The organism is Desulfocastanea catecholica, assembly GCF_054657295.1.
In genome coordinates this window covers 131,560-158,298 of record NZ_BAAHYZ010000003.1, presented here as the reverse complement: position 1 = coordinate 158,298, position 26,739 = coordinate 131,560, and the positions used below count along the sequence as shown (strand labels likewise).

At 54.1% G+C, this 26,739-nt stretch carries 24 protein-coding genes; 8 read left to right on the top strand and 16 right to left on the bottom strand.

The window, feature by feature from the left end:
- Window positions 1-66: 66 nt before the first annotated feature.
- From ppk2 to ACYQ8U_RS04015, 8 genes are all read right to left on the bottom strand, one after another.
- Window positions 67-900, bottom strand: a complete 834-nt coding sequence (gene ppk2, locus ACYQ8U_RS04050) for a polyphosphate kinase 2 (protein ID WP_459944234.1) — start codon at window positions 898-900, stop codon at window positions 67-69.
- Window positions 897-2,597, bottom strand: a complete 1,701-nt coding sequence (locus ACYQ8U_RS04045) for a SulP family inorganic anion transporter (RefSeq protein ID WP_459944233.1) — start codon at window positions 2,595-2,597, stop codon at window positions 897-899. The genes ppk2 and ACYQ8U_RS04045 overlap by 4 nt, the downstream gene beginning before the upstream one ends.
- A 98-nt stretch (window positions 2,598-2,695) precedes the next feature.
- Entirely contained in the window at window positions 2,696-4,075 is a 1,380-nt protein-coding gene (locus ACYQ8U_RS04040) for a TolC family protein (protein WP_459944232.1), read from the bottom strand.
- 74 nt (window positions 4,076-4,149) lie between these two features.
- Complete coding sequence (locus ACYQ8U_RS04035) at window positions 4,150-5,097, bottom strand: HlyD family secretion protein (RefSeq protein ID WP_459944231.1); 948 nt, start codon at window positions 5,095-5,097, stop codon at window positions 4,150-4,152.
- A 1-nt stretch (window position 5,098) separates the two neighbouring features.
- Window positions 5,099-5,533, bottom strand: a complete 435-nt coding sequence (locus ACYQ8U_RS04030; protein WP_459944230.1) for a DUF3302 domain-containing protein — start codon at window positions 5,531-5,533, stop codon at window positions 5,099-5,101.
- A gap of 129 nt (window positions 5,534-5,662) precedes the next feature.
- Window positions 5,663-6,076 carry a cysteine rich repeat-containing protein gene (locus tag ACYQ8U_RS04025; RefSeq protein WP_459944229.1) on the bottom strand — a complete coding sequence of 138 codons (414 nt, stop codon included), beginning with the start codon at window positions 6,074-6,076 and terminating at the stop codon, window positions 5,663-5,665.
- Window positions 6,077-6,197: 121 nt separating this feature from the next.
- Window positions 6,198-6,485 (bottom strand): hypothetical protein, encoded by a 288-nt coding sequence (locus ACYQ8U_RS04020; protein ID WP_459944228.1) that lies wholly within the window; start codon window positions 6,483-6,485, stop codon window positions 6,198-6,200.
- Window positions 6,486-6,746: 261 nt separating this feature from the next.
- Window positions 6,747-7,712, bottom strand: coding sequence for a hypothetical protein (locus tag ACYQ8U_RS04015; protein WP_459944227.1), 966 nt, complete (start codon window positions 7,710-7,712; stop codon window positions 6,747-6,749).
- A 360-nt stretch (window positions 7,713-8,072) separates the two neighbouring features.
- On the opposite strand from ACYQ8U_RS04015, the gene ACYQ8U_RS04010 reads away from it, so the two are divergent.
- Window positions 8,073-9,374, top strand: a complete 1,302-nt coding sequence (locus tag ACYQ8U_RS04010) for a porin (protein WP_459944226.1) — start codon at window positions 8,073-8,075, stop codon at window positions 9,372-9,374.
- Complete coding sequence (locus tag ACYQ8U_RS04005; RefSeq protein WP_459944225.1) at window positions 9,374-9,619, top strand: hypothetical protein; 246 nt, start codon at window positions 9,374-9,376, stop codon at window positions 9,617-9,619. The genes ACYQ8U_RS04010 and ACYQ8U_RS04005 overlap by 1 nt, the downstream gene beginning before the upstream one ends.
- Before the next feature lie 63 nt (window positions 9,620-9,682).
- On the opposite strand, the gene ACYQ8U_RS04000 is transcribed toward ACYQ8U_RS04005, so the two are convergent.
- From ACYQ8U_RS04000 to ACYQ8U_RS03980, 5 genes are read right to left on the bottom strand one after another with little or no spacing between them, the layout of a single operon-like run.
- On the bottom strand, window positions 9,683-10,255 hold the full coding sequence (locus tag ACYQ8U_RS04000; protein WP_459944224.1) for a nucleotidyltransferase family protein: 573 nt from the start codon (window positions 10,253-10,255) through the stop codon (window positions 9,683-9,685).
- A complete protein-coding gene (locus ACYQ8U_RS03995; RefSeq protein ID WP_459944223.1) occupies window positions 10,218-11,087 on the bottom strand; it encodes an XdhC family protein in 870 nt (289 codons plus the stop codon). Before ACYQ8U_RS03995 ends, ACYQ8U_RS04000 begins: the two co-directional genes overlap by 38 nt.
- Window positions 11,084-12,073, bottom strand: a complete 990-nt coding sequence (locus ACYQ8U_RS03990; RefSeq protein WP_459944222.1) for an FAD binding domain-containing protein — start codon at window positions 12,071-12,073, stop codon at window positions 11,084-11,086. The genes ACYQ8U_RS03995 and ACYQ8U_RS03990 overlap by 4 nt, the downstream gene beginning before the upstream one ends.
- A gap of 3 nt (window positions 12,074-12,076) precedes the next feature.
- On the bottom strand, window positions 12,077-14,401 hold the full coding sequence (locus ACYQ8U_RS03985) for a xanthine dehydrogenase family protein molybdopterin-binding subunit (protein ID WP_459944221.1): 2,325 nt from the start codon (window positions 14,399-14,401) through the stop codon (window positions 12,077-12,079).
- Window positions 14,402-14,413: 12 nt separating this feature from the next.
- A complete protein-coding gene (locus ACYQ8U_RS03980; RefSeq protein WP_459944220.1) occupies window positions 14,414-15,046 on the bottom strand; it encodes a (2Fe-2S)-binding protein in 633 nt (210 codons plus the stop codon).
- Window positions 15,047-15,537: 491 nt separating this feature from the next.
- On the opposite strand from ACYQ8U_RS03980, the gene ACYQ8U_RS03975 reads away from it, so the two are divergent.
- From ACYQ8U_RS03975 to ACYQ8U_RS03965, 3 genes are all read left to right on the top strand, one after another.
- Entirely contained in the window at window positions 15,538-16,536 is a 999-nt protein-coding gene (locus ACYQ8U_RS03975) for a TAXI family TRAP transporter solute-binding subunit (RefSeq protein ID WP_459944219.1), read from the top strand.
- Window positions 16,537-16,623: 87 nt separating this feature from the next.
- Complete coding sequence (locus ACYQ8U_RS03970) at window positions 16,624-19,062, top strand: TRAP transporter permease (RefSeq protein ID WP_459944218.1); 2,439 nt, start codon at window positions 16,624-16,626, stop codon at window positions 19,060-19,062.
- Between the two features lie 52 nt (window positions 19,063-19,114).
- On the top strand, window positions 19,115-20,293 hold the full coding sequence (locus ACYQ8U_RS03965) for a hypothetical protein (protein WP_459944217.1): 1,179 nt from the start codon (window positions 19,115-19,117) through the stop codon (window positions 20,291-20,293).
- A gap of 212 nt (window positions 20,294-20,505) precedes the next feature.
- Here ACYQ8U_RS03965 and ACYQ8U_RS03960 read toward each other — a convergent pair whose 3' ends face one another.
- Complete coding sequence (locus ACYQ8U_RS03960; RefSeq protein WP_459944216.1) at window positions 20,506-20,658, bottom strand: hypothetical protein; 153 nt, start codon at window positions 20,656-20,658, stop codon at window positions 20,506-20,508.
- A gap of 95 nt (window positions 20,659-20,753) precedes the next feature.
- Here ACYQ8U_RS03960 and ACYQ8U_RS03955 point away from each other — a divergent pair, with 95 nt between their 5' ends.
- The 3 genes from ACYQ8U_RS03955 to ACYQ8U_RS03945 all read left to right on the top strand — a co-directional run bounded on the left by ACYQ8U_RS03955 (window position 20,754) and on the right by ACYQ8U_RS03945 (window position 25,108).
- Entirely contained in the window at window positions 20,754-22,151 is a 1,398-nt protein-coding gene (locus ACYQ8U_RS03955) for a cellulose synthase family protein (RefSeq protein WP_459944215.1), read from the top strand.
- 111 nt (window positions 22,152-22,262) lie between these two features.
- Entirely contained in the window at window positions 22,263-23,525 is a 1,263-nt protein-coding gene (locus ACYQ8U_RS03950; protein ID WP_459944214.1) for an MFS transporter, read from the top strand.
- Window positions 23,526-23,890: 365 nt separating this feature from the next.
- Window positions 23,891-25,108, top strand: a complete 1,218-nt coding sequence (locus tag ACYQ8U_RS03945) for a class I SAM-dependent DNA methyltransferase (RefSeq protein ID WP_459944213.1) — start codon at window positions 23,891-23,893, stop codon at window positions 25,106-25,108.
- A gap of 39 nt (window positions 25,109-25,147) precedes the next feature.
- Here the strand turns inward: ACYQ8U_RS03945 and ACYQ8U_RS03940 are convergent, their stop codons facing one another.
- Window positions 25,148-25,798, bottom strand: coding sequence for an RluA family pseudouridine synthase (locus ACYQ8U_RS03940; protein WP_459944212.1), 651 nt, complete (start codon window positions 25,796-25,798; stop codon window positions 25,148-25,150).
- 7 nt (window positions 25,799-25,805) lie between these two features.
- Window positions 25,806-26,612, bottom strand: coding sequence for a hypothetical protein (locus ACYQ8U_RS03935; RefSeq protein WP_459944211.1), 807 nt, complete (start codon window positions 26,610-26,612; stop codon window positions 25,806-25,808).
- Window positions 26,613-26,739: the final 127 nt, after the last annotated feature.

The following is a 26,739-nucleotide window of genomic DNA, read 5'->3' as shown; positions in this document are numbered from 1 at the left end:
CGCAGCCGCTTAAAGTTCTCTTACGGCATGCAGCGAGAAGAGAAATTCGCTGCATCGATCAAGGGCTCAGAATTTCTCTTCGATCCAATGTCGTTCCATCATGGTTGCCTCGTCATCATACGCTTCTTTCTGAGAACGTTTGGGCAGCTTTACTTTTTTTGCCGGTATGGTTTCATACGGAATGTGTTCAAGCAGATGGCTTATTAAATTCAAGCGTGCCCTCTTTTTGTCATTTGAACGAACGATATGCCACGGTGCAAAATCAGTATCCGTCGCCTGCAACATCAAATCCCGCGCTTTTGAGTACTCATACCAGCGTTCACGGGACGGCAGATCCATGGGCGACAGTTTCCACTGACGAACCGGGTCATTAATTCGTGCTTTGAATCGCCGTTCCTGTTCTTCATCGCTGACTTCAAGCCAGTATTTGAGCAGGATGATTCCCGTGCGAACTATCTGCTTTTCGACAAAAGGACACAACTCGAGAAAATTGCTGTGTTCCTCCTTGCTGCAAAAGCCCATCACGTATTCCACTCCGGCTCTGTTATACCAGCTGCGGTCGAAGATGGTTATCTCACCGGCTGCAGGAAAGTGGGTGATGTAGCGTTGGATGAACATCTGGGTTTTTTCACGTTCCGTCGGCGCGGGTAAAGCGACAACCTGGAACACCCTCGGGCTGACCCTCTGGGTGATAGCCTTGATACAGCCGCCTTTGCCGGCGGCATCTCGACCTTCAAAAATAATTATCACTCTCTGGCCAGTGGCTTTCACCCATTCCTGCAAAGCACAGAGTTCTCCCTGCAGTTCCAGCAGCTTTTTTTCGTAGGTCTTTTTGCTGAGCTTTTGGGAACTATTTTCCTTGGCAACAACACCCGATCCTTTCTTTTTCTTCTTCGTCATAATTGCTCCTTTGTACCTGGTGATGTGGCGGCAGAGAGGTCCGGCCCAGCCTGAAATTGTTTGATAGCCTCCCGTGCATTGACCAGAAGGCGATTTTCGCCGAGCTGATCGGCAAGACCAGACCGGCGGACGACCGTGAGCACATCAGGATTTAATCCGGCAAGCCACAAGGTGAAACCATTTTTCATGGTGGATTTTTCTCCTTCAATGAGCATCTGCAGTGCGGAATATTCAATGTCAATTACCCGGCTCATATCCAGCACCACCACACGGGGCTTATATTCGGCGATCAATTGGCGCATTTTTTCGCCGGTGTTCTGGGCATTAATAAAGAAGATCCGGCCTTCCGGCCGCAGGATCAGAAGCTCGTCAAATGTCTCATCATCTGTATGCGCAGGAGTAAGCGGTCGGAGGATATCGGTGCCTCGCTTACGGCCGATAACCGATACCCGGGGGTGAGTGGTCTGGCCGGCAAGGCCGATGAGAGAGACGATGATCGCCACGACGATGCCTTGCAGGGTGCCCCAGATGAGGACACCGATACAGGCTAAAAAAGCCCAGCGAAACTCCATTGTTCGAACCCGGCGAATTGCAGCAAACTCGCCGGGTTGAATCAGACCCACCGAGTAGACGATCACCACCGCGGCAAGTGTCGCATGCGGCAACAGACCGAGGAGCGGTGCAAACAGCAGCATTGTCGCCACTGCGATTGCCGCTGTTACCAAGGAAGCAATTTGTGAACGTCCTCCGACGGCTCGGACAACCGCTGTTTGCGAGGTACCGCCGCCGGCCGGCATTGCGCCCATAATAGCCCCGCCTATATTGGCCATTCCCGTCGCAATGAGTTCCCGGTTGGGCCGAATGGGAGAATCACTCTGCAGACAAAAAGCCCTCCCTGCCGCAATCGTTTCGGTATAACTCATCAGCGCGATGCCCAGCGCCCCTGGGGCAAGTTGTCCAATCAGTATAAGATCCGGCAAAATCAGGGCCGGCAACCCCTGCGGTATTCTACCTATTGTCGAGACACCACTGTTCTGCAGATCAAACATCCAGGATAAGAACAGACAGATGCCAATAGCAATCAATGGGGCGGGCGAGTGCTTGAAAAACCGCTCGAAGCCGATCAGAACCGATAGGGTGATTATTGCTATCAGAAGAGTGAGCATTGAGGTATCCGGCAGATGCTGGAGCAGGGAGACTATATCACGGAAAAAACCTTCTTTTTCGATATGAAGACCAAGCAGTTTGGGGATTTGATCAAAGACGATGACGAGACCAATTCCGGCCTTAAACCCTGTGAGGACTGGGGTTGAGATGAAGTTTGCCACGAAACCGAGGCGCAACAAAGATGCCAGTACAAGTATAACGCCAACGAGTAAGGTCAGTGTTGCCGCCGCCGTCATTAACCGCACCGGATCGCCATCCGGAACGGTTAATGCCAGTTGTGTACCAGTCAGGATGGCCAGGGTTGTCGTAGAACTGACGCTGAGTACCCGTGATGTGCCGAGGAGCGCATAAATGGCCATCGGCAGGAAGGCGGTATACAGGCCGACTTCGACCGGCAGCCCGGCGACGGTTGCGTAGGCCATGGCCTTAGGCAGTACGACAGTCGCTGCGGTAAGTCCTGCAAAGGTATCAAGACGGAGTGTCCCGGACGCTGCTGCGAACAACTTATTTTTCTTTGTCGGCTGATCCATTGTCATCCTCCTCAGGACCTCTTACAGGACCTATTGCAGTACCGGTGATCAGCCGAGGGGCCGTACCGAATGTACAGTTGGCCATAGTATACAATGGCTTAACTCTGCACCGACTCTTCAAAACTTCCGCCAAGGGCCAGGTGCAGCTGCACTCGGTTGAGCAACCGTTGCGTCGAGGTGTTGATCAGGGCGATTCTGGCCTGGATCCATTTGTTCTGCACCGTCAATACATCGAGATATTCAGCCACGCCTATTTCATACTGCGTTTTCAGCGAATCATAGGCCTGGTAGTTCTCCGACACCACCGTCTGTAAATACTCCTCTTGTTTCATCAGATGCTCTTCGTTGGCCAGTGCTGTTTCCACTTCCTTGAAGGCCTGCAAAGCGGTCTGGGCGTAGGCGGCAATGGCCTCGTTCTGTTCTGCCGTGGCTCTTGCAATATCCGCCTCGAGAGCACCGCCGGTGTAGAGCGGTGCGAACACGCCGGCGGCAAGGCTGCTGGCGGCATCTGTCAGATTATTCAGGCTCAGCCCAATGGAGAAAGAGAATCTCGGTAATTTAAGGAGTTCCGCCTCTTTCTGTCGGTAGAAGGCGGCGGCTACCTGCTGTTCGGCGGCGATCAGATCAGGGCGCCGCTCAAGTAACTCCGACGGGATACCGGCGCTCACCGGTGGCGGCACGGCGACGAGCGTCTTGGTTGTCTCGATCTGTGCCGAAGGGTAGCGACCAAGCAGTAACTCCAGACTGCGCTTGGCGTTTTCTTCGGCGGACAAGGTCTGCCGAGCGGCTTCCTGGGCGGTGGCCAGCTCTGCCCGGCCGAGGTGCACATCGGTCATGGTGCCTTGACCAATGGTCTCTTTGCTTTCGACAATGCGCACACTTTCCTGCAGTAATTCGACTATCTCGTTACTAGTGTCGGCGAGCAGTTTGCTGCTGATCGCAAAGAACCAGGCGTTGGCCGTCGTTGCCGCCAGGGATTGCCGGGCAAATTCAAAGTCGGAACGGGTTGCCGCCAGAGTCTCTTCCGCACCCGCCACACCTGAGCGTATTCGACCCCAGACGTCGGCCTCCCAGGAGACAGCCAGGCTCCCTCCGTAGAGTTCGCTCAGGGCCTCGGTGTCACGACCGGCATATCCGCCGGAAAGGCCAACTGTCGGTTTTAGAGCGGCACCCGCCTTGACGGCAAGCGCACTGGCCTGTTCGACCTGGGCAGCGGCGATTTTCAGTCCGAAGTTGTTCTTTTCCGCCTCATCGACCAGGGCAGACAGCTGGGGATCCTGGAAGCTCTTCAGCCATCCGTCGTCGACCAGGCCGGTGGATTCACCAGACGACCACTGTTGCGCGACCAGCTTCGCGTCGCTTTTTCCGGCGGTGATCCCCTCAACAGCTTCTTCATGACTGGCTATCTTGCCGGCACAACCGCTCAACAGCAGACAGCAGCCGGTAAACAGAAGTCCGATTATATATTTTTGGTTCATAAGTAATCCTGATCCTAGGTAATAGTGTGTTCCGGGCATTCCACCGGCCATGTTATTTTTTCACAACGGTGCGCTTAGTGGAATCTCGCGAAATTCTGCCAGCTGGCCATGCGCAGCAAGATTTTACGGAGAATTGTCACGTGGTGCCAGCGCTTACTGTAGACGGCGACGGTTCCGATACTGCCTTCCGGCAGGTAATAGCTGGACATGTCCTTGGTAAATTCGATGCGCACCATAATTGTGCCTTCGGGGTAATTTGATGAAAGCTTCACCATCGAAGCGGAAGGAGCCAATTGCCCTTCTGCAAGAACATCTATGATCTGGGCAACCCGGCCGGGAAAAATCCGGCCGGGAATACCGGGGAAGAGGATTTCCGCCTCATTGCCGACTTTGATATTTTGCATCGGCTGCTGACTGAAGCCGGCAATGAACATACTATCATCGCTGTGCACGAAGGTCATAATCGGCGCAAGCGGCAACGGCACTGCCATCATGCCGGGGCGCAGCCGCAAATGAGTGATGAAACCGTTCGTTGGCGCCATGATTGTCGTGCTGTCGAGATCGAACTGGGCGTCGACCAATTGCGCCTCGAGACTGAGAACCTCCGCCTCGTAGCGCTCAACTTCGAACTTGCTCCCGGCCTTTGCCTCAACCAAGGCCCGGTTCTGCTGCAGCCTTTTCCGGGAAAGGTTTAATTGGGACTTGAGGTTGTCTACCTTGGCCTGATAGGGAACCGGATCAATTTTGCAGAGAACATCGCCTTTTTGTAAGGGAACGTTTGGGACCGCGTTGACCTCGATAATTTTGCCGCGCACATTGGAGACGATCGGGGTCGTGAAAAAGTATGATCGCGCCGAATGTGATGCCGGGTGAAAGTAGGCCATACCGCCCAGCAGAGTTCCGAGCATGATGACTCCGCCAAGAACCACTGTGGTCAGCGACCATTTGTTCACAGGGATTTTGAAGAGCTTAAAGATCCCATAACAGAGAGAAAGATAGGTGAGGATTAACAGGAGTTCCATTTTATTTCTCTGCCTCCATGCCAATTTGCCTTTCAAGCTGAATGATACGCTCGGTGAGTTTGGTCATTGTCGCTGTTGATTCCTTTTGTTGCATGGTCAGCTCGTGTTCGAGGCCGGTTATTCGTTCCTGCAATGCCTCTGCAGTCGTCGTCGGTGAACTGGTTCCGGCACTTTCCGTAGTGGCTGCAGTCTGGTTTAAACCCCACCCCCGGTCAGGTCGGTACAGGGTTGCCCAGATCCAGAGAAACGGCCAGAGCGCATGCATCAGGAACAGACTGACCCATCCGGCAGTATGGATCGCATCCTGGTGGGGATGATTTCTTTTTTTCGCCATTTCGTAGGGAATATCATGAATTCCGATGACCGCGTAGACCAAGGTAATACAGACAAAAATTAAAATCCCCAAAGCTACATAATCTAGAGCACGTCCATCCATTCTGTCCTCCCTCTTGACAAAGCTAGCAGAGCTGATATTTACAAAACAATCGCTGAGTCAACCAAGTGGCGCCGCAAATAACCCGTTTCTCTCAGCGATTCCCGGCGACAACATGGCCACCGGAAAAACCTATTCCTTCGATACGGTTTCTTTTATTGCATCCTTGCAGCGTGTTGAAATATCTGCGGCGTTTTTCTCGAGACAGTCTAACAACCGGCCTTCTCCAGCGGGTACATCCTGACAAAACTTATTCAAATCATCCGCACACTCATTGACCAGATATGATAATGCGGCCACGGCACGTTCCAACTGAACGGCCGCATCATACAGGGCATACTCGCATTTGCCGGACAATTTGTCGCTCCGGGAATAGAGACAGGCGAGAACACGGCTTTCGCCAGGTGTGACATCCTTGCAATAGGTCTCCAGTTCGGTTTTGCATCCATTGAGTACGGATTCCACCAGACTCTCTTCAGCATGCGCGGAAAGCGTCAATAAAAAGGTCATACACACAGCGATACTAAAAACGATCATTTTCTTCATTATCCTCTCCTCATTGTTGTTTTTATGATTTTGCTTTTATTTTCCTCTACTGACCTGCAAATTGGTACAAGGTATTTTTGTTAAAATGAAATTTTTCAGCATCATCGATTCCTCCGGCAAGCTATGGCAATAACTCCACGGTCAGCAAAGGCAGATGCAGCTCATATAATTCATTCAGGACACCGGACAGAGCGGCTTGGTCTCTTAGATGACCAATTAAGATCGTCATTGGATCTTTTTCGGAGGTGAATGCTCTGGTGATAACCATGCCGCCCAATTGATCAGCGAGGCTTTCGTCAATGTGGCCTCGCACGCGGATGCGATAGATACCGGCAGATTCAAAGGATACATTCCCTCTGGATTCCATGCTGGACAATTCGGTTTCGTTTTTCCTTTGCTGTCTTGTCATATCATCTCGTTATTAAAGGAAAATCATCCAAGATTAGCTTGAAATATTTTGTTTTGCAACGGCGAATTGTTAAGATTTGTTGTTCTGGCAAGACACATACACAGAGCAATGCCATCATTACCGGGCGGACCTTATTTACACTCCAATATGCTTCTAAAAGTCAGCAATGCCATCACCCGAAAGTTGTAAACGTAGTTGTATAAAATAGTCAGGGAAGGACGAGGTAATGATGGTTGCGGGAGAAGAGGCCTAGGTCTGATTTTATCGCTGCTCGTAAGCAATGAGCACGCCCTCACGCTGCAACTTGTCGGTGAGTGAAAAATGCGCCAGGGTAAAAGCCTGGGCTTCTTCTTCGGCATCAGGGGTTATAACATTCTTCCAATCCAGGCGAAGTGAGATACGGCGCATGGCCAGTATTTTTTCCGGTGTACTCAGGGAGCTTTCCAGCATGGCAAGCCGGTCTTTTGGCGCTTCAATTTCCTTGCTGACAGCAGCCAGCTCCAGCTCGGTTTCTTTCAGGAGATGCTCGATCTTTTTAAGTTTTTCCTGCTCTTCCAGATTATAAACGCCAAAAACACTTCTGGCCCGGCTTCCACCGCCGAACATTCGTGACATGGCACGCAGGCTCTCGTGCTGATGACGTACTTCGGCAAGGTGCGATTTCCGTGCGGCAAGCTGTCCTGCGGTAGCCTCGGCTATAACCTCGAGACTCAATTTTTCCAATTCATCTCGGGAGGATTCCAGCGTTGCGCCCAGCCCAACAATCTTGTGGTCGGTAAAAGTGATTGTTTGCATCGCTGCGTCACCGACAATCATCTCACCCTGTTTTTTAGGGCCAAATATCGTCTTTTCCGTGCTGGTCATGGTGAGCAGGGCGAACCGTTGAGCATCTGATCGGTTGTGCTGCACCATTTGCGCCTCAGGGCTTGCCAGAAGATCCTCTATCTTTGTCGAGCCGACAAAAGCCGCTTTGATGAGCGGGTCACTATAGTAATTGGAGCGTGTAAGATGGATTGGTCCGGGGATTTGCGCCACCATGGCCTTGCAGTGCTGCAGGCAGATCCGCAACGGGATGCGCAATCGTCGGCGATACCCGCTTACAGTTCGAATTTTTGGTTCCACGGTTTCAACCAGGTATTCAATAAGCTGAGTTTCCGTCTGGCGATCCCTGTACCATTTTGTCAGGCGCTCTGATATTGAAGGTGAAGAACGAGGGTTTTGCTGCATCTTATAATCCTCCTGGAAGAGCCGGTTATATCCATATTCGGAAGGAGCACTCCAACGTTAAATGATGCTCATTTCGGGATAGAGGTCAATTGGTGCTTAAAAATAATTTTGCCCGGCCATAAGGGCATCTATCATTTCAATATGCAAAAAGCATATTCTCGTTTATCTTGCTCGATTAGATTAAAGTCAGACGCCGGGTTCTGTATTGATCAGGTAACATGTTGGAAAGATACGCTCTATAAATCGATGTGTTGTTTGCGTAGGTGGTCTCGGCAGGGGAAATGGGTATTGCTTGCCCATGTGAAGACGTGGAATCGGTATTTCATTAACAGGCAGAAAAAACAGGAGAAAAGAATGATCATGAAAAAACGAGCTTTGCTCATGTGCTTTGTCGCCTTGATAGCCGGACAGGTGTGTCAGGTTGACCTGGCGGAAGGCAAACAGGTGATGGTCGACGCTCAGGTCCTGGAGCAACTGCAGCAGATGCTTGTCGATCAGCAGAAGCAATTGCACAAGCTCCAGAAACAGGTGGACGAATTTCAGCAGACGGCCACGGCCGCCCAGACCCAGGCCGAGGAGGCGAAGACGGTTGCTGAAGAGGCGAAATCGACGGTGCAGACAACGGTCGGTAAAGGTCCAATCGTTTCCTCGGGACAAGAGCGGGTAAAACTTGCTGTATCGGGGCAGATCAACAGGGCCGTGAATGTTGTTGATGACGGAGACGAGACGGATGTCTACTTCGTCGACAATGCCAACTCCAATAGCCGTCTCCGCTTTGTCGGTACTGCACTGGTTGACGATGATCTGACGCTGGGGTCAAAATTTGAAATCGCCTTTGCACCGAACTATTCCGGTGATGTCAGCCAGAAAGACCAGGAGTCCGGGGACTTTTTTGATGAACGTGTCGCTGAACTCTTTCTTTTGAGCAAGCGTTACGGCGCACTGTATTTAGGCAAGGGCAGTACCGCCTCCGACGGTACCGCCGAGGTTGACCTGTCCGGTACCGACGTGGTCCAGTATGCCAGCTACGCTGATATTGCCGGGGGGATGAAATTTCGGGATTCGGCTGATGATGCATTGACAGGCATCACCGTGTCCGATGCGTTTAATGACTTTGATGGCCTGAGCCGCAAAACTCGGCTGCGTTATGATCTGCCCACCTTCTACGGGTTCGGCCTCGCCGGTTCGGTGATCACTGACAGTCGATGGGATACCGCTCTTCGCTGGAGCGGTTCCGGCTACGGTTTCAAAGCCGGTGCGGCAGCAGCCGTGGTCTATATCAATACTGCCGATGCCGATTATCAATATGACGGTTCCCTGTCCGTGCTGCATGAAGATACCGGCTTGAACTTCACCTTCTCTGCCGGTACCAAGGACAGCGATATGAACGATGACCCGTACAATGTGTGGGGCAAGCTCGGCTGGCAGACAACCTTCTTCTCGGTCGGCAAGACATCTTTCGGCGTTGATTATGGTATCTCGGAAAATTTACCGGCTGATGGTGACGAAGGCTACTCGATCGGTTTGGCAATGGTGCAGAGTTTTGCCGACTATGGCACCGAGCTGTATTTTCAGTTCCGGCAATACTCCCTGGATCGTGACGCCTCCGCTGATGTCGAGGACATCAACGTCGGCACCATTGGCGCGCGGGTGAAATTCTGATGGGCCGCTCTCAAAAGCGCAGGTGTCAGCTGCTGTGTATCACAGCCTTTGTTGTGGTACTGCTCGGCAGTGGCTGTTCCGGCATCACCCCTGACGGCAAGCTGCGAAATAATCGGGAAGAAGGCCCGGAAAGCGGCATCTTCAGCGGTCCTGGCGGCGAGTTCGTTATCGTCGCTCCGTTGTCGCCGACTGCCGGCGAAAAAAAACCGGAGGAAGATGGCCAAGGGGCAGAGAAACCTGAATGAACTCTATCTTGCCAGGCAATAACGCAGCTGACGTTTAGGGGATATTTGTCCGGGTAGCGTGGACTATGAACTGATTGTCTTTCGGGTATCGGTATTCTGTTGTGCGGCCAGGGAAGCAAGAAGCTGATAATCGCTGAAATGATCCATGTCCAGGCAGACTCCAGGATCATCGACAGGCAGGCGCAGTACATTGTTCTGATGCTCGGCAATGATTTGATTCATCGGCTTTATCGGCGTACCAGGAGAAAAAATCGCTGCGGGAAAGAGTGTGGGATGACCGCCGCGACCGGCATGGGTCGGCATGAGGATCTGATGTGGATGGTGTTGATGCTGCTCGAGCAGGAGCCTGTAGCTGGAAGGTCGAACCAGCGGGTGGTCGGCAAGCCCGATCATAATGCCGCTAACCCCGCCGGGTAAAATGGCCAGACCGGCCTGTACCGAATCGGCCATCTGGCTCAGAGGGGCATCGTTGACGGCAACCGCAACAGGCATATCGGCAAGAAACGGCATAATCCTTTGTCGATTATGGCCCAGCACGACAATTATATCGTCGATTCCAGCCATACGGATGCGGTTTAAACAAAAAAGCAGGGCCGGCTCATTCTGCAGCGGCAGCAGCTGCTTTATCCGTCCCATGCGACGTGATGCCCCAGCTGCGAGTAATATGAACGCCGTCTTGCCGCGCATGACTGTTCCTTTTCTGAATAAGTTGGGCGGTAATGCTCACCGCTATCTCGGCCGGAGAACGGGCCCCGATATCGAGACCGACCGGCGTATAGAGCCTGGTCAACGCTTCTTCACCGATCCCTTCCTCCTGTTGCAGCCGCTTGAATAAAGAGGAGCGTTTGCTGCGGCTGCCCACCAGGCCGATATAGGCAGCCGGAGTAGCCAGAGCCTGGCGGATGACCGTATAGTCGTGGGCATGCCCGCGGGTTGCACAGACGATAGAGGTGGAAAAGCTTACCGCTACCCGATCGAAAAGCGTCTCGAAATCATTGGTCATCACCTGGGCGGCTTCGGGCAGCAGCTTGGGGTCGGCGAATTCGGGACGATCGTCGACGATTATCACGGAGAACCCCGCCGTGGCCGCGGTCTTACAGAGGGCCTGGCCCACATGACCGGCACCGGCGATGATCAACCGGCTGGCGGGCAATACCGGTTCAATATAGAGGGTCGCCCTGCCGCCGCAGACATAGGCCGGCGCTGCCGACAAATCAACATGAAGGAGAACCGTCTCACCTCTCTCCATGGCAAGCAGGGCGGCATCAATGGCTTCTCGCTCCATGGTTCCGCCGCCCACCGTGCCGACAATTTCGCCATTGGCAAAAACCACCATCTTGGCACCGGCCGCGGCAGGCACTGAACCCTTGACCTCAACGAGCAGCACCAGGGCGCAAGGTTCCTGGCGCTGCTGCTTTTTCACCAGCTCCTCAAAAACCCGTTCCGTTCCTACCGATTGTTTATTCATGAGGCGATCTTTTCTCCCGCTTTGGCAAGTTCCTCTTCAAGCAGACCTTGAAACATGGCCGTTTTATAGCTGTTTTTGCTCAGGGGGACGGCATCGGCAATTGCCGCAGCGGCGGCGCTGGTGATAGTTTTCGCATTGAGCGGTTTGTTTGTAAGCTCTTCCTCCGCCGCTCTGCTGCGCCACGGTATCGGTGCCGCGCCGGAGAGCACCACGGCAGCCTTGGTTATCCGCCCGCCTTCGGCGGTAAGCATCAGAGCGACCCCGGCCAGAGCAAAATCCCAGGCTTTTCTCGCCCGAATCTTCCTGTAGGAGGAATATTGACCGGCAGCCGGAGCAGGAATGGTGATGTGGGTGATGATCTCGCCCTGTTTGAGCACGGTCTCCTTCTCGACATCGTCTTGCGGCAGAACATGAAGGTCGGCAATGGCTATCTTCCTTGCGCCGTCCGGTCCGGCAACATGCGCCACGCCATCACAGGCGACCAGCACCGGCGCAGTATCCGAGGGATGGGTGATCGCGCAGATATACTCATGTCCGAAGATGGCATGGAACTGGTTCTCCCCGCCTAAGGCGAAACATTTCTCACCACCCTTGCGCAGGCAGGGAAATTCACCGCGATAGTACCAGCAACGTGGTTTCTGACAGAGATTGCCGCCTATTGTTCCCTGATTGCGCAGCTGCGGACTGGCAACTTCGGCGGCTCCCTGAGACAGACCCGGGAAGTTTTCTTTCACCAGGCTGTTCTCACTGATTTCGGTAATGGTGGTCAGCGCCCCTATCTGCAGGCCGCCGTTGGTCGTTTTTCTTATCCCCTTCAGCTCCTTGAGACCGCTGATGCTCACCACCGTCCGGCAGTCTATTATTCGTTCGCGAAGACAGCCGAGCAGATCGGTGCCGCCGGCATGCACGGCAGCTCCCTCATGGCGCAGCTGGCTGATGGCCTCATCGAGCTTGAGGGGACGTATGTAGGCAAATTTCGGCAGCATGGCTTACCCCATTCTCTTTTTGGAAAGTTCACGGATTATATCCATTGGCAGGACCGGTGCCTTGGTAAAACGAATACCGGTGGCCATATACAGCGCATTGGCAATGACTGCGGCGGTGGGGATGGTAACCGGCTCGCCCAGTCCCTTGGCCCCGGTGTTATTGGCCTCGGGGTCGTCGATTTCGATTGGCACACTGACGGTTTTCAGCGGTACATCAAGCGCGGTCGGCAGCTTGTAATCGTGCCAGTTCCTGTTGCACAGTTTGCCGGTCTGATTTTCATCGAGCTGGCGGAATTCGGTGAGGGCGAAGCCTATTCCCATGACAATACCGCCGTAGACCTGATTGTCGAAGGTAGCTCTGTTGAGAACACGCCCGCTGTCATGGGCACCGAGAAAGCGGAGCAGCATCACCTCGCCGGTACGCATATTGACTTCGAGTTCGCAAAACTGGGCGGCAAAAGGATTGATCACCTTGTTTGCCGGGTTAGCACCGCGATACCCCACGCCGATGACCTCGCCGCGTTTCTGCAGGCCGCGTATCTCGGTAATCTGCACTTCTTTGGAACTGTCATCTCTTGCGACGATTTTATCGCCGATATATCGCAGCTGTTCCACCTCGACGCCAAGATCTTCAGCAGCCATGCGCTTCAACTCCTGTTTCAGGGCAATGGCGGCATTGCGTACCGTCGGCGCTTCGGTCGGCACGGTCTTGCTGCCTCCGCTGGGAGTGGCGAACTGGGTGGTCGCCGTATCGGCATGTTCAATCTGGATAATTGAAGGATGAACTCCCAGCTCCTCGGCGGCCACCTGGGCCATCACCGTCTTGGTACCGGTGCCGATGTCACTGGCGCCCATATTGAGATTGACGGAACCATCTTTAAACAGTTTGACAATCACAGTTGATGGCGGCCCGCCGTCTCCGGCTATCCAGAGACAGGCGCCGGCGCCGACACCCCGCTTGATGTAGGCATTGCGCTGGTTATGCTCTCTGGCCTGCTGCAGGGAATCCTGCCATCGGAACGCCTCTGCGCCCTTCTCCAGACACTGGCGCAGTCCAGTGGTGGTATACGGCGGCGTACCCTCTCTGGCCTGACTGTTCTGCGGAATATTGCCCAGCCGGAATTCGACCGGATCCATGCCGATCCTGTGGGCAAGCTCATCCATCATCTGCTCCAGAGCCCAGGAGCCTTGTGGGTGGCCCGGGGCGCGAAACGGCCGGGCCGGGCCGGCATTGATCAGCACATCCCTGCTGGTGGTGCGGACATTGGCGCAGAGATACAGATCGCGGATCAGCCAGTCGACCAGCTGGGCGCCGCCGGCCGGATAGGCCCCGCTCGGTCCACTGCAGGCAAAATCCAAGGCGGTTATGGTCCCGTCTTTTTTAACCCCTGCCTTCAGCTGCATGGTATTTGGCGGCCTGTTGCCGACGCAGAGAAAGGTTTCCTCTCTGGACAGGAGCATTTTTACCGGCCTGGCACATTTTTTAGCAAGCAGGGCACAGATGGCGGTATATTTTCCCGGCTGGAGTTTACTGCCGAACCCGCCACCCATATAATGATTGGATACCCGGATTTTAGACAGCGGCAGTCCAAGCGCCTCGGCGATGCGTGATTGCACGGCATACACGCCCTGGCTCGACTCCCATATGGTCAATCGATCACGATCCCAGTTGGCCACACAGCCGTGCAGCTCCAGCGGTGTATGCAGCTCGGCGGAGGTGCGATAGCTCTCTTCCAGGACGATATCGGCCTCACTGAAGCCCTTGTCCACATCGCCCCGGGAATACCTACTCTCTTTCAGCAGATTGCCGCCACTATCGACCTTGACCGTACCGTTATCGAGGGATTTTTCATGGTCAACGACGAAGGGCAGGACCTCATACTCCACCTGGATTGCTCTTACCGCATCGCTCGCCTGATACCAGGTGTCGGCGGCAACGGCTGCAACCACCTCTCCTTCAAAACGGCAGTGGTGATCGAAAAGAGGTACCACGCGGTCCTGGTATTTCCATTTGATGTCTTTCGCTTCCCTGGATTCTCCGGTCAGGACTGCCCGCACACCCGGCATCTTTTCCGCCTCGGATACATCGAGCTTTTTTACCGTGGCATGTGGATGGGGGCTGCGCAGGATTGCCGCGTAAAGCATACCCGGCAGCAGAATGTCCGAAGGGTACTGGGCCGTACCACTGACCCGCTCATAGGCGTCGACCCGCGGCAGAGGCTTGCCGACCACCTCGGTTTTTTCCCAGAAGGCGGGGGTGCTGTCTCCTTCCGGGGTTTCAGGAACGACTATACCTTCCCTGTAATAAATATCATCATTGGCGGCCATGGGTTCCTCTCCCTACGTTTTTTTTAGCCGGGCCGCCTTGTCGGCAGCGGCGAAGATATTCTGATAGGCCCCGCAGCGGCACAGATTTCCGGAACAGCCCTGTCTGATGTCCTCGGGAGAAGGCGAGTCAACCTTACGCAGCAAGCCCTCAACCGCCATAATCTGTCCAGATGTGCAGTAGCCGCACTGAAAGGCATCCTCTTCGACAAATGCGGTCTGGACCGGGCCAAGTTCCTCGCCGTCCAGCAGGCCCTCGACGGTGGTGATCTCCGTGTTTTCAGCTTCAACCGCAAGGGTCAGGCAGGAATACCTGGGCACGTTGTCAATCAGCACCGTGCAGGAGCCGCACTCGCCTCTGTCGCAGCCCATTTTCGTTCCACCAAGTCCGATAATCTCGCGCAGCACATAGAGCAGAGAAAAACGTGGCTCGACCAGGAGGTTATAGACGTTGCCGTTGATGGTGAGCTCAATCTGCTGTAGCGATGCCTGAGGCACTGTTTCCTGTCCCGGGGCGGCCTGCAGCTGTTTGAACAGAGGGGGAGAAAACAGGGAGGTCGTGACAATTCCGGCGCCGACCCCGATAAACTGCATGAATCCCCGGCGGCTATAGCCGGCAATATCTTGTTCGTCTTCCTTGTGGCTCATAATGCCTCCTCATAAAAATGGAGATGTAAATCATGCATCTATTGTTCGTATAAGGATGTTTTGTTTTCTTAAGCAATTTTTATACCATCATTTAGGCGATTTCTTTCAAGGTCTGTTTATGAGGAAAACATAATAAAAAGATGATTTTTATTGTCCTGCTTAACTGGACTGTCCGGTATTTCAGGACGCTAAATATTTTATCAGTCAACTTTAGGGATGAAAACAGCCAGCCACTGCTATTCTTGAGGCCACACATATTCCACACCGCAGTCATTGTGGGCTTGATGCCTAATCCGAGGCCAAAACCGGTCTCGATCCTTGTCATGTTTGTTGTATCTCACGACATTTAAGACATGTTTCTACCTTACATATGGTGTGGAAACAGATTGCATGAATAATGTATATGATGTAGATATATGATATTGATACTCTATGACAAAGTTGTCTACTTGCGTTTAAACGCATGAATCACAACCCAAGGAGGGAATCTCATGTTTCACACCAGAAAGCTCATCACCACCCTGTCAGCGGCGCTGTTTTTCACCATCCTGGTCTTTTCAAGTCATCAAGCGGAGGCGGCTAAAGCGCGCCTGGCCTTTTCCGGTGGTCCCGACGGCGGGACTTTCCAGTATTTTTCCAATGCCGTTTCCTCACGTCTTTCCCGTACCCAGGCAGACATGGAAGTTTCCAACATGGCATCGGCAGGTTCAGTCGAAAACCTGCGCCGGGTAAACTCCGGTGAGGCCGATTTCGGCATTGTCTATGCAGGAGATCTGTTTCTCGGTCTGCATGGCAAGTTGACCAACGACACCAAGCAGTATCCGAATGTATATTCACTTTCTTATCTCTACGGTGCCCCGGCACACCTGCTGGTTCTTGAAGACAGCGGTATCAACAGTGTCAAGGATCTGGCCGGCAAGCGAGTCGCCGTCGGCCCGGCCGGTTCTGGAGCAGCGGCCTCCGCGCAGCGCTATTTTACCTCCACCGGTCTCTGGGATAAATTCACCCCCGAATTCATCGGTTACAGCCAGGGCGCTTCGGCTCTGGGCGATCGCCTGATCGATGCCATGTGGGTCTTTGCCGGTTTTCCGAACTCTTCGGTGATCCAGGCCGCAGCCAGTAACCGCATCAAGATCCTCGACCTGGTCGAAACGGGGAAGGAATCCGGATTTTTCACCGATAATCCCTATTATACCGAGGTGACCATTCCCGCCGGTACCTATCAGGGTGTTGACAAAGATGTCGCCACCATTCAGGATTCGGCCATCTGGGTGGCCGGAAAACATGTCAGCGAAGACCATGCCTTCAGGGCTCTGGAAGATATTTATTCCGATGAAGGGCTGGCTTTCATGGTCAGTGTCACCACCACCGCCAAGTCAATGACTGTCGCCGATGGTCTGCGCGGTATCGTCACCCCGGTTCATAAGGGTGCCGAGAAGTACTGGACCGGGCGAGGGCTCTCGCTGAGTGAGGCCCAGCAGCTCAAGTAGTCTATCGTTTCATAGAACCACAGGGGCTCACACCCCTGTGGTTCCGCCCGGGCCACCCCCTCTCAGTTCACCCAAACGGAGCAGCCTATGTCGACCGATCTTGATAATGATTTTGCCGATCTCAGCAAAGATGAAAAGAACAAGCTGAAAGAGTTGGTCGAAAAGGATGCCAAGGCTCACCGGAATCCAACCGGCTTCTGGAAACTGGTCATTGCCCTCCTGGGTGCCGGCCTGGTATTGTTTTATTTTTATGCCGCCGGCATTTCTTCAGTAGGTACCCAGTATCATCTCGGTATCTATGTGTTTATCACCTATGTTCTCGTTTTTCTCCTCTACCCGGCCGGATCGCCAACCGTTCGCGTGGTTCTCAGTCTGCTGTTGTCGACCGTATTGGTAAGCGTCATAGCCATTCTCTTTATTTATCGGGATCATGTCGTTTTCTACCAGATGATCATGACCTTGGCCGACAGTTTCAAGATGGACAGGCTCGCTGAGTCCCTAGCGAAGGCAGCAGCCATCTGGCCATTTTTTCTGGCCATCGGTGCCATGGCCGCGGGTCTTTTTTTTATGGACGGATTCCTGGAGAAACGTTGGCGCCACAACCCGACGCTCTCCGACGTCCTTTTTGCCATGGTGGCGGGGGGAGTGGTCTATTACTGGCTCAGTCAATTCGAGGCGCTCAACTGGCGTGCCGGGGCGGAAAATGAACTGGACTCATTAATCAGTATCACGGGTATTCTTGTCTCCTTTGAGGTGTGCCGGCGAGTGCTGGGTCTGTCGCTCACCCTGATCGGCGCTTCGATGGTGGCTTTTGCCTACTACGGCCCATTTCTGCCGGAGTTGCTCGCTCACCGGGGGTTTTCCTTCGAGCGCATCTGTAATGCCCTGTTTTTGACCACCAACGGCGTTTTCGGCGTCATGGCCGGGGTTCTTGCCACCTATGTTATCCTCTTTATCTTTTTCGGGGCGTTTCTGCACAAATCAGGGGCCGGGCGTTTTTTCATCGATTTACCCCTGGCCCTCGCCGGTCGTAGCACCGGTGGCCCCGCCAAGGTGGCTGTCATCGCCTCGGCCCTGTTCGGCTCGGTCTCCGGGAGTGCTATCGCCAATACCGTCTCCACCGGGGCATTCACCATCCCGCTGATGAAACGGGCCGGGTTCCGGCCCCACGTCGCCGGCGCCATCGAACCGGCCGCCTCCATCGGCGGCATGTTTCTGCCGCCGATCATGGGTGCCGGCGGCTTTCTCATGGCCGAACTCACCGGGCTGCCCTATTCCTACATCATGATCATCTCGGTCGGGCCGGCCCTGCTCTATTTTTTTTCAGTTTTCTGCATGATCCATTTCGAGGCAAAAAAGCTGAAAATAGTCGGTATACAGGATGACGAATTTCCGCACTGGAAGACGGTATTGCGACGAGGCTGGTATTTTTCCCTGCCGCTGGTTATCATCACCGTTCTCATGCTTATCGGCCGTTCTCCAGGGTTTGCCGCCTTCTGGGCGACCATCTCCTGCGTCGCCGTCAGTTGGGTCAATAAAGAGACCCGGATGGGGCCAAAAGAGATCTGGGAAGCGATCCAGACCGGGGCGCGAAACACGCTGATTATCGGCGCGACGGTGGGGGTCATCGGCGTTATCGTCGGGGTTATCTCCCTCACCGGCATGGGGTTGAAGTTCTCCGATCTGATCATCGCTCTGGCCGGCAACAGTCTGCTGCTGGCGATCATCCTCATTGCGCTGGCTTCCCTGGTGCTCGGCATGGGCGTGCCGGTGACTGCCTCCTACCTTATCGTGGCCGTCCTGGCGGTACCTGCCCTCGGGGCCTTCGGTGTTGCCGCAGTCGTCGCCCACCAGATCGTCTACTGGCTGAGTCAGGATTCCAACATCACCCCGCCGGTCTGCGTTGCCGCCTATGCCGGTGCGGCAATTGCCGGTTCCGATCCCTGGAAAACCGGCTGGACCGCTTTCAAGTTTGCCAAGATGCTCTATGTCATGCCGCTGCTGTTTGCTTTTACCCCGTCGATCCTCTTTCAGGGAAAGATAGTTGAGGTGAAGATGCCGGAGATAGAGGCGCCTTTCGCAACCGTCATGCAGATCAACGTCAAGGAAGAGCAGGAATATCGTGCGGGCGAGGTTGTCGCCCTGGTGCGCATCGGTGACAAGGTTGAAGAGATCAAGGCCCGCAGGGACGCCAAGGTTGTGCAGGTATATGCCGCCCCCGGATCGATGATCAACTCCGAGGGTACACTGATCAGAAGTGAAATCGTCCCGACACCCTTCCGGATTTTCTCATCGTTCTTCTCGGCAGTTCTCGGCACCATCGCCTTCTCGGCGCTGATGATGGGTTTCTGGATTCGCCGCACCTCCGTGGTCGAGTGGCTGCTGCTGGCCCCGGCGACCCTTCTGCTCTACTGGCCGACCTTTCTCACCGATGGTATCGGCCTGGTGGTTGTCGCCCTGGTCTTGTACATGCAAAAGAGCAAAAATAAACGGGAAGAGGCCAAGGCCGCTGGTACGGTGATATGAAATAAACAAGGACCTCCTGGACTGATGTTAGGCGCATCCTCAGCTGGAAACGATGAAAAAGAACGCGGCATTATCTCTTGTACAACAAATTATGGCGGAGTTTGCCGAGCAGACCGGGCTTTCGCCAGTCTCCACGCAACCGCAGCGTTACCTGTGGACCGATGCCTTTGCCGTGTGCAACTTCCTCGAGCTGTATCGCCTTACCGGTGAGGACAAGTACAGATCCCTTGCCCTCTCCCTGGTCGATCAGGTCCATGCAACCCTTGGCCGTTATGCTGTAAATGACCCGAGACGGGGCTGGATCAGCGGTCTCAGTGCAGAGCAGGGGCGTCTGCATCCTACGGCGGGCGGCCTGCGCATCGGCAAGAAGATGAACGAGCGCGGCCTGGACGAGCCCTATGACGAGAAAATGGAATGGGACCGCGACGGCCAGTACTATCACTATCTGCTCAAATGGATACATGCCCTCCAATGCGTCGGTAAGGCCACCTCAACAGAGATGTATTACCGCTGGGCCGGGGAGCTTGCCAAAAAAATCCATGCCGGTTTCGTCTTTGCCTCGGCTATGAACGGACGGAAGTATATCCACTGGAAGATGAGTATAGACCTCACTCGGCCCCTGGTCCCCTCCATGGGGCTTCATGACCCTCTTGAAGGCTTCATCATCTACAGTCAGTTGCAGGCAGGCCGGAGCCCTGCCCCGGAAAAAGCGTCTCGCCTGAACTTCACCACGGAAATCAATGAATTGGCAGACATCTGTCGCGGGCTGAGCTGGGCGACTGAAGACCCGCTCGGCATCGGCGGCCTGCTATGCAATGCCCTCCAGGTGGCGCAGATGATGGTCAGAGGCAGCTTTGCCGAGAGCAACCTGCTGCCGGCCCTGCTTGACTCCGCCCATCTGGGACTGGAAACCTATCTGCAGATGAACCCTCTGCGGCTGCCTGCATCCTACCGTCTGGCCTTCAGGGAATTCGGCCTGTCTATCGGCTTGCATGCGATTGCCAGGCTAAAAGCGCTGATACTGGAGGAGACCGACGCATTTACAGAAAGTGCTGCTCTCCTGACTCGCCTCGACAAGCTCATGCATTACCAGTCGGTGGGCGAACACATCGAACAATTCTGGGACGAAAAAGTCAACCGAGAGGCGGATACCTGGTTGGAGCATCGGGCCATCAATATGGTCATGCAGGCGACAAGTCTGGTACCTGATGGATTTCTGCAGGTTCCTTGAGGGGTAAAATTCCCTGACAACGGGGGACAGACTATGCCATGGTACGGCATGAACATCGAGGCGGTGAAAGAATCTTTTGTCTCTTAGCCGAAAGAGCATTTGGACATTATGCTTCAATTATCGTGGTGTAGTTTTTAAGAAAAAAGGTGTATGCTGCCGACCATGGAGCGGCTAATCGATCGGACCCAAAGTGAGCGGTATGGCAGGCCTTTTCAAAGACCATCCACCTCTTGAGGTACGAAACAAGGTCCTGCAAAATTTATGATTTGAGAAATGACGGCCGAGAATTCTTTTCTGCCGTCATTTTGTTTTCTTGGTTTTTGCAGTCCGCCTGTTTGTAAATGGGTTTGATTCTGCTCACGCATTTGATGTCCAGGAAGCGTTTTATTTTTTAATTTGAGGATCCTCTTTGATCTATTTACTTTTCGGACTGTACATATTTTGTCTTGCTTTCATTCTGATGTATAATGTTCTGCAGCTCAACCTGCTGTTTCATTACACCAGAAAAAAGAAACCGGCCTGTCCCCCCCCGCTCGATGAGCTCGTCCTGCCGTTCGTCACCATTCAGCTGCCCCTGTTTAACGAACCCTATGTCGCTGAACGTTTGGTGGATAACATCGTTGCCATGGAATATCCCCGCGACCGTTTTGAGGTGCAGATCCTCGACGATTCCACCGATGAAACCACCCGTCTCTGCGAAAAAAAAGCAGAACAGTACCGCAAAAAGGGATTCGACATACACGTTCTTCATCGAACAGATCGATCAGGATACAAGGCCGGAGCTCTGTCTAAGGGACTTGTACAGGCGAAAGGGGAATTCGTTGCCATTTTTGATGCAGATTTCTTGCCTGATAAAAAATTCTTGCAAAATACCGTGCCTTATTTTCAGGATAAACAAGTCGGTGTGGTGCAGACACGCTGGACCCACCTCAACGAGAACTATTCTTTGTTCACCAAGCTGCAGGCCCTGCAGTTGAATGTCCATTTCACCATTGAGCAGATGGGCAGAAAATCTGCACAACATTTTCTCCAGTTTAACGGTACTGCCGGTATCTGGCGAAAGCAGGCCATCGACGACGCCGGTGGCTGGAAGGCGGACACTCTCACCGAGGACCTTGACCTCAGCTATCGGGCGCAGTTGAAAAATTGGCAAATTGTCTACCTGGAGGATGTCGAAGCTCCAGCCGAGTTGCCTGTGGAGATGAACGGGATAAGGTCGCAGCAATTCAGGTGGATGAAAGGCGGTGCCGAAAACGCCCGCCGCATGACCCCGATTATCCTCAGGAGCGATCTCAATCTCACCACGAAGCTGCATGCCCTGGCACACCTGTTCAACAGCTCAATCTTTGTGGCTGTGCTGATGCTTGCCTTTACCAGCATCGCTCTGCTGCCTTTTTTAGATAACCCGAGGATCGACACTCGAATTCTCAGTGTCTCGCTCCTCGGGTTGACAGGGGTAGCCGCGGTATTTTTTTACGCCAACATCAAGCTCCTGCCCCGTCCCTTGTCTCTGCAGCAGGTCCTGGCGCTTATCGGCTATTTCCCGATCCTGCTGGTCATGTCCATGGGACTCAGTTTTCATAATTCAATCGCAGTGATTGAGGGCTATATGGGGATCAAATCTTCCTTTGTCCGCACGCCCAAATACAATATCGTCGGACGCACCCGGCTGACGACCGATGGGAGGCAGAAAATTCCAATCTCCAATAATCTGATCATCGAGGGACTGCTGACGCTGCTCTTTTGTGCAGGATTGTTGATGGGTTTTCGTTTTAAGGAATATAGTTTTTTCGTCTTTCACCTGATGCTGGCCCTTGGATTTGGTTCGGTGTTCGTTGCCTCCTGGCGAGACAGGTAAGGAAACTTACCCATATATGTCATGTTCAATGACCAATTCAAGCACCTTGTCGAACGGTTTGACGCAAAGGCCAATGCTGGCTGAACCCCCCTGCTGGATAGAGAACGAAAGGTGACAGGTATAAAGACAGCTTCTTATCGCTGGATCATTGTTCTGGCAGGGATTGCCGGTCTTTTTGCCAGTCTTGGTCTGGGGCGGTTTTCCCTTGGCATGATGCTGCCGTCGATGGGCGAGGCGCTGGCGCTTTCCTACAGTCAGATGGGGTTGATCAGCACCATCAATTTTTGCGGCTACCTGCTGGCGGTCCTGCTCTGCGGGGTCCTGACGGCGCGGTTCGGCGCCCGTCTGCTTATTTCCGCCGCCCTGGCTCTGGTTGCTCTTTCCATGGTCCTTGTCGGTTTTTCCAGTCACTTTCTGTTGATTCTTCCGCTCTATTTTTTGACCGGGGTCGGCAGCGCTCTGTCCAATGTGCCGATTATGGCGCTTATGTCGGTATGGTTCGACGGCAGGAGTCGGGGCAGGGCGGCAGGATTATGTGTCATGGGTAGTGGGCTGGGGATATTAGTCACCGGCAAAGGGGTTCCGGTGTTAAACGAGATGGCGGGGGGCTGGCGGGTAAGCTGGGTTGTTCTTGGCTGCCTTGCCGGAAGCATGGCCCTGCTGAGTTTTGTGCTGTTTCGCAATAGACCGGAGGAGCTGGGAGAGAGCACGAAGAGCACGACGACACCTGCCGTGACAGGGACGGCAGCCCCGGCTGAAAAGCAGGGCCAAAACCGGTCGGGGCAGCAGGTCGCCGGTAAAAATATATTTTACCATTGCGGCGCGATCTATTTTCTCTTTGGCTGCACCTATGTCATTTACGTCACCTTTTTCGTTACCGCCCTGGTCCAGGAACGCGGTCTGACCGAACAGGCGGCCGGCAGCCTCTGGGCCTGGGTCGGACTGCTCAGCCTGGCCTCGGGGCCGCTGTTTGGTTCCCTTTCTGATCGCTACGGACGCAAGGCGACCCTGGCGGCCGTCTTTTTCATCCAGACCACCGCTTACCTGCTCGCTGCCGCACGGCTGCCGATGTTTTCCGTCTATATCTCTCTCGCCTGTTTTGGTCTCGTTGCCTGGAGTATCCCGCCCATCATGGCTGCGCTGGTCGGCGACCATGCCGGCCCTGAACGGACCGCCGCCCTCTTTGGGTTTGTCACCTTTCTTTTTGGCATCGGCCAGATCATTGGTCCGGTCTGCGCCGGTTTTCTTGCCGAGCAGAGCGGCACCTTCTCCTCCAGCTTTTTGCTGGCGGCGGTTCTGGCTGGGACCGGGATGGGGCTTAGTCTCTTGCTGCCCGGCAAAGGACAGGCTGCGGCGGAGGAGAGGAAGGGCTGAGACCATTGGGGCGTTGCCGTTTGCGTTGGAAGGCTTTAAAACCTCTTGACAAAATGGAGCCAAAAAATATTGTATGAAAAGATAAGATCCACTACAATGTCGCCCAATTTAATGCAGATTTTTCGCTGATCCGGTCGAATAGAGGACGACCTCACAGCCACGTTTGCTTTCTGGGAGGCTGTCCGAGAATGCCCTTTTCCCCCATATCTTCGTTAAATTCGAAAAAATTATCCTCGGAATATTAAGTATATGCCTGCGCTAATTTTTTCAAGTTTGCCTCGATCTGAGAGAAAATTGCTATTCTCGGGCAACCTCCTATGGCAAGCTGAAAATTCCCATCATTCTTCCCGTAATATGTCCGTATCATGAACATGCCCAACCAGCCGTCCAATGAAGAAATGAATCAGCTTTTTGTTCGAGCAAACGAGGATTACCAGAACGGATTGCTCGATTCAGCCGGAGCCGCTTATCAGCGTCTGCTGCATTATTTTCCCGAGGCGCCGCTGCTGCACTTTCATCTTGGCCTGGTCCACTTCGAGCAGGGGGAGTACGAAAACGGCCGGGATGCTTTTGCCCGAGCCGCTGCTCTCAGTCCGGAAGATATGGATATCCTGTTTAATCTTGCCTTGACTCAGAAAAAAACCGGGGACCTGGCCGGGGCGATTCTTTCCTATCAACGGATATTGCAGATGGAGCCGGCGAGCACTGACACGCTCTACAATCTTGCCGGCTGTTACAAGGACAGTGGACAACCCGCCCACGCCATAGAAAACTATCTCAAGGTCTTGCAGCTGGTGCCGGATCATCCGTCGGCGAACAGCAATCTGGCCTATGTCTACCACCGTACCGGGCAGACTGAGCGCGCCGTCTATTATTATCAACGGGTGTTACAGTACCAGCCGGATCATCAGGCGGCACAACATATGCTTGCGGCGCTGACCGGTTCGGGGACGGCCAGCTCGCCGGATTCGTATGTCAAGAATGTTTTTGATAATTATTCGTCGCACTACGAACAAAGTCTGGTCGTCGAGCTGGAGTATTGCGTACCGACGACGATCAGAGGCGTGGTGGACAGTGGTTCTGCCTGGAAAAAAACCTATGACCAGGGACTGGATCTTGGCTGCGGCACCGGTCTTGGCGGCCAGGCATTCAGGGACACCATTGCCGTGCTCGACGGCATAGATTTGTCGGAGAAAATGATTGCCTTTGCCGCGGCCAAAGACCTCTACCGAAATTTGCATGTCGGCAATATCGTCAACTTTCTCAAGTCGACCAGGGAAAGCTACGACTTCTATCTTGCCGCCGATGTCTTTGCCTATGTGGGCGAGCTTGCCGAGACCTTATCGCTGCTCAGGCAACGCGCCCGTCGGGACGTTCTGTGCTGTTTTTCGACGGAAAACATTGACGGCTGCGGCTATCAATTGCAGCACACCGGCAGATTTGCCCATACGCCTGCCTATATAAAGGAAGTGTCCCAGGCGACCGGCTGGCAGGTCGCGGCCAACCGGAAAACGTTGTTGAGAAAAGAAAAGGGCAACTGGGTAAAAGGGGATCTGTGGCTTCTCCAACTCCCAGAAAAATAATGAAAAAACGGGTTCCAGCTCCGGAAGGAATGAGGTCCGTCAGAAAGATGGAGGGGAGTGAAAGGTGACGGTTTCCCCATTGACGGGGTGGAGAAACTGCAGGAAGCAGGCATGGAGCAGCATCTGGTCCCCGTCCTTGCCGCTGCCATAGAGGCTGTCGCCAACGATCGGCGCGCCCAGTCCCAGCGGCCGCGGATGGGCTGCGTGGACACGGAGCTGGTGGGTGCGGCCGGTCAAAGGGGTAAATTGTATGCGGGTCGTGGTCTCGTCGGCAGACAGTTTTTGCCACCGGGTGATGCCGATTTTGCCATGAACAGGATCGTATATCTGCCGCGGGCGGTTGTCCGGGTCGAGACGAAAGGGCAGGTGAATTTCCCCGCCGGTTTCTGCAATGCACCCGAGAACAACAGCGATATATTTTTTGTCGACCGCACGTTTTTCAAACTGGGCGGAGAGAAATCGATGGGCTGCGGTGGTCATGGCAAAAACCATCAGGCCGGAGGTGTACATGTCCAGTCGGTGCACTGCCGGCTGCTGGATCATTTCCGGGAAATGACGGCGCAGTCGGGCGGCGGCACAGTCCTGTTTCTCCGCACCTCGTCCGGGCACGGCGAGCAGTCCCCCCGGTTTATTGATGACGACGATTTCGCTGTCGTGGTAGATAATTTTGATGTCCGGCGGCCAGTTCATTTGCTGCTCACCTGGGAGTCTCTGCCCATTCGTCGAGTCCGCACAGCATAAAGCCGAGGATCGGCTGACATTTCTCCGCGCAGGAGGAGGTGAAGGCACCATGCCGATGTCCGCCTGCTCTGTTTTCTCTTCCCCAGAAAAATTCATGTATGCCCAGCGGACGAAGGTTGTTTTTTGCCGCAAAATTGAGGAGTTTTGGTGCACAGCAGTCGCCGGTACCGGTGGGGATACCCCTGCTGCCGGTAAAAGCTGCAGCCAGGCCGGCTGTTTCTCCCCGAAAGTTGTGTAAACTGTACAGGTTGTGGATTTCGCGCATCAGGTTTTGCGAGAGCAGGCGGCGCTTTTTCCTCTGGGCCAGCCAGTCGCCGGAATGCGCTACACCCTGCTCGATTTTTCGGCCAAGCTCCTTGATCTGGTGTTCTTTTTCGACGGTCAGCGACAGGAAATCGAGGGTGTCAAACAGGGGCGGTACCCACCCTTCAACCAGCCAGCTGCCGTGGTATTGTCCGGAGAAGGCATACAGGATGACGGTTGTGCCGTTCGGTCTCAGACATTCCAGCACCCCGAACATCTTTCCCCGGGCTGGACCGAAGAGCGGCGCGGTCCCCAGTGTTGTATGGGGTTTCGCTTGGGGTGCGGAAGGATCAAATGTCAGATCAATTGTCTGAAGGTCATCGAATCGGCGCATAAGCTCCCGGCAGTGCTGCCGAGTATTGCCGGGACCAAGGCGATGCTCCCTGCCGCATCTTCTGCAGTAGCCACCGGTCGTGACACTTGATGACTCGTCGACGGCAGTTTTGTGGATATTGTTCATCTGGGCCGATAGTGTTGTTTGGTTGTTGTCAGCAAAAAGATACAAAGATAGCTGAAATCCCGTAGTGATACGTGGTTATCGAGGGTGAAAAATTACCCACGCGCCGGAATGTGACCATACACCGCTG

Coding starts and splice junctions, on each gene's coding strand:
- ACYQ8U_RS04025 (WP_459944229.1), bottom strand. CDS start 6,076: ATGAAGAAAATGATCGTTTTTAGTATCGCTGTGTGTATGACCTTTTTA.
- ACYQ8U_RS03940 (WP_459944212.1), bottom strand. CDS start 25,798: ATGAACTGGCCGCCGGACATCAAAATTATCTACCACGACAGCGAAATC.
- ACYQ8U_RS03960 (WP_459944216.1), bottom strand. CDS start 20,658: ATGCGTGAGCAGAATCAAACCCATTTACAAACAGGCGGACTGCAAAAA.
- ACYQ8U_RS03945 (WP_459944213.1), top strand. CDS start 23,891: ATGAACATGCCCAACCAGCCGTCCAATGAAGAAATGAATCAGCTTTTT.
- ACYQ8U_RS04005 (WP_459944225.1), top strand. CDS start 9,374: ATGGGCCGCTCTCAAAAGCGCAGGTGTCAGCTGCTGTGTATCACAGCC.
- ACYQ8U_RS03935 (WP_459944211.1), bottom strand. CDS start 26,612: ATGAACAATATCCACAAAACTGCCGTCGACGAGTCATCAAGTGTCACG.
- ACYQ8U_RS04045 (WP_459944233.1), bottom strand. CDS start 2,597: ATGGATCAGCCGACAAAGAAAAATAAGTTGTTCGCAGCAGCGTCCGGG.
- ACYQ8U_RS03975 (WP_459944219.1), top strand. CDS start 15,538: ATGTTTCACACCAGAAAGCTCATCACCACCCTGTCAGCGGCGCTGTTT.
- ACYQ8U_RS04015 (WP_459944227.1), bottom strand. CDS start 7,712: ATGCAGCAAAACCCTCGTTCTTCACCTTCAATATCAGAGCGCCTGACA.
- ACYQ8U_RS04010 (WP_459944226.1), top strand. CDS start 8,073: ATGAAAAAACGAGCTTTGCTCATGTGCTTTGTCGCCTTGATAGCCGGA.
- ACYQ8U_RS03980 (WP_459944220.1), bottom strand. CDS start 15,046: ATGAGCCACAAGGAAGACGAACAAGATATTGCCGGCTATAGCCGCCGG.
- ppk2 (WP_459944234.1), bottom strand. CDS start 900: ATGACGAAGAAGAAAAAGAAAGGATCGGGTGTTGTTGCCAAGGAAAAT.
- ACYQ8U_RS04000 (WP_459944224.1), bottom strand. CDS start 10,255: ATGGGACGGATAAAGCAGCTGCTGCCGCTGCAGAATGAGCCGGCCCTG.
- ACYQ8U_RS03995 (WP_459944223.1), bottom strand. CDS start 11,087: ATGAATAAACAATCGGTAGGAACGGAACGGGTTTTTGAGGAGCTGGTG.
- ACYQ8U_RS03990 (WP_459944222.1), bottom strand. CDS start 12,073: ATGCTGCCGAAATTTGCCTACATACGTCCCCTCAAGCTCGATGAGGCC.
- ACYQ8U_RS04040 (WP_459944232.1), bottom strand. CDS start 4,075: ATGAACCAAAAATATATAATCGGACTTCTGTTTACCGGCTGCTGTCTG.
- ACYQ8U_RS03955 (WP_459944215.1), top strand. CDS start 20,754: ATGTATAATGTTCTGCAGCTCAACCTGCTGTTTCATTACACCAGAAAA.
- ACYQ8U_RS03985 (WP_459944221.1), bottom strand. CDS start 14,401: ATGGCCGCCAATGATGATATTTATTACAGGGAAGGTATAGTCGTTCCT.
- ACYQ8U_RS03970 (WP_459944218.1), top strand. CDS start 16,624: ATGTCGACCGATCTTGATAATGATTTTGCCGATCTCAGCAAAGATGAA.
- ACYQ8U_RS04030 (WP_459944230.1), bottom strand. CDS start 5,533: ATGGATGGACGTGCTCTAGATTATGTAGCTTTGGGGATTTTAATTTTT.
- ACYQ8U_RS04020 (WP_459944228.1), bottom strand. CDS start 6,485: ATGACAAGACAGCAAAGGAAAAACGAAACCGAATTGTCCAGCATGGAA.
- ACYQ8U_RS04035 (WP_459944231.1), bottom strand. CDS start 5,097: ATGGAACTCCTGTTAATCCTCACCTATCTTTCTCTCTGTTATGGGATC.
- ACYQ8U_RS03965 (WP_459944217.1), top strand. CDS start 19,115: ATGAAAAAGAACGCGGCATTATCTCTTGTACAACAAATTATGGCGGAG.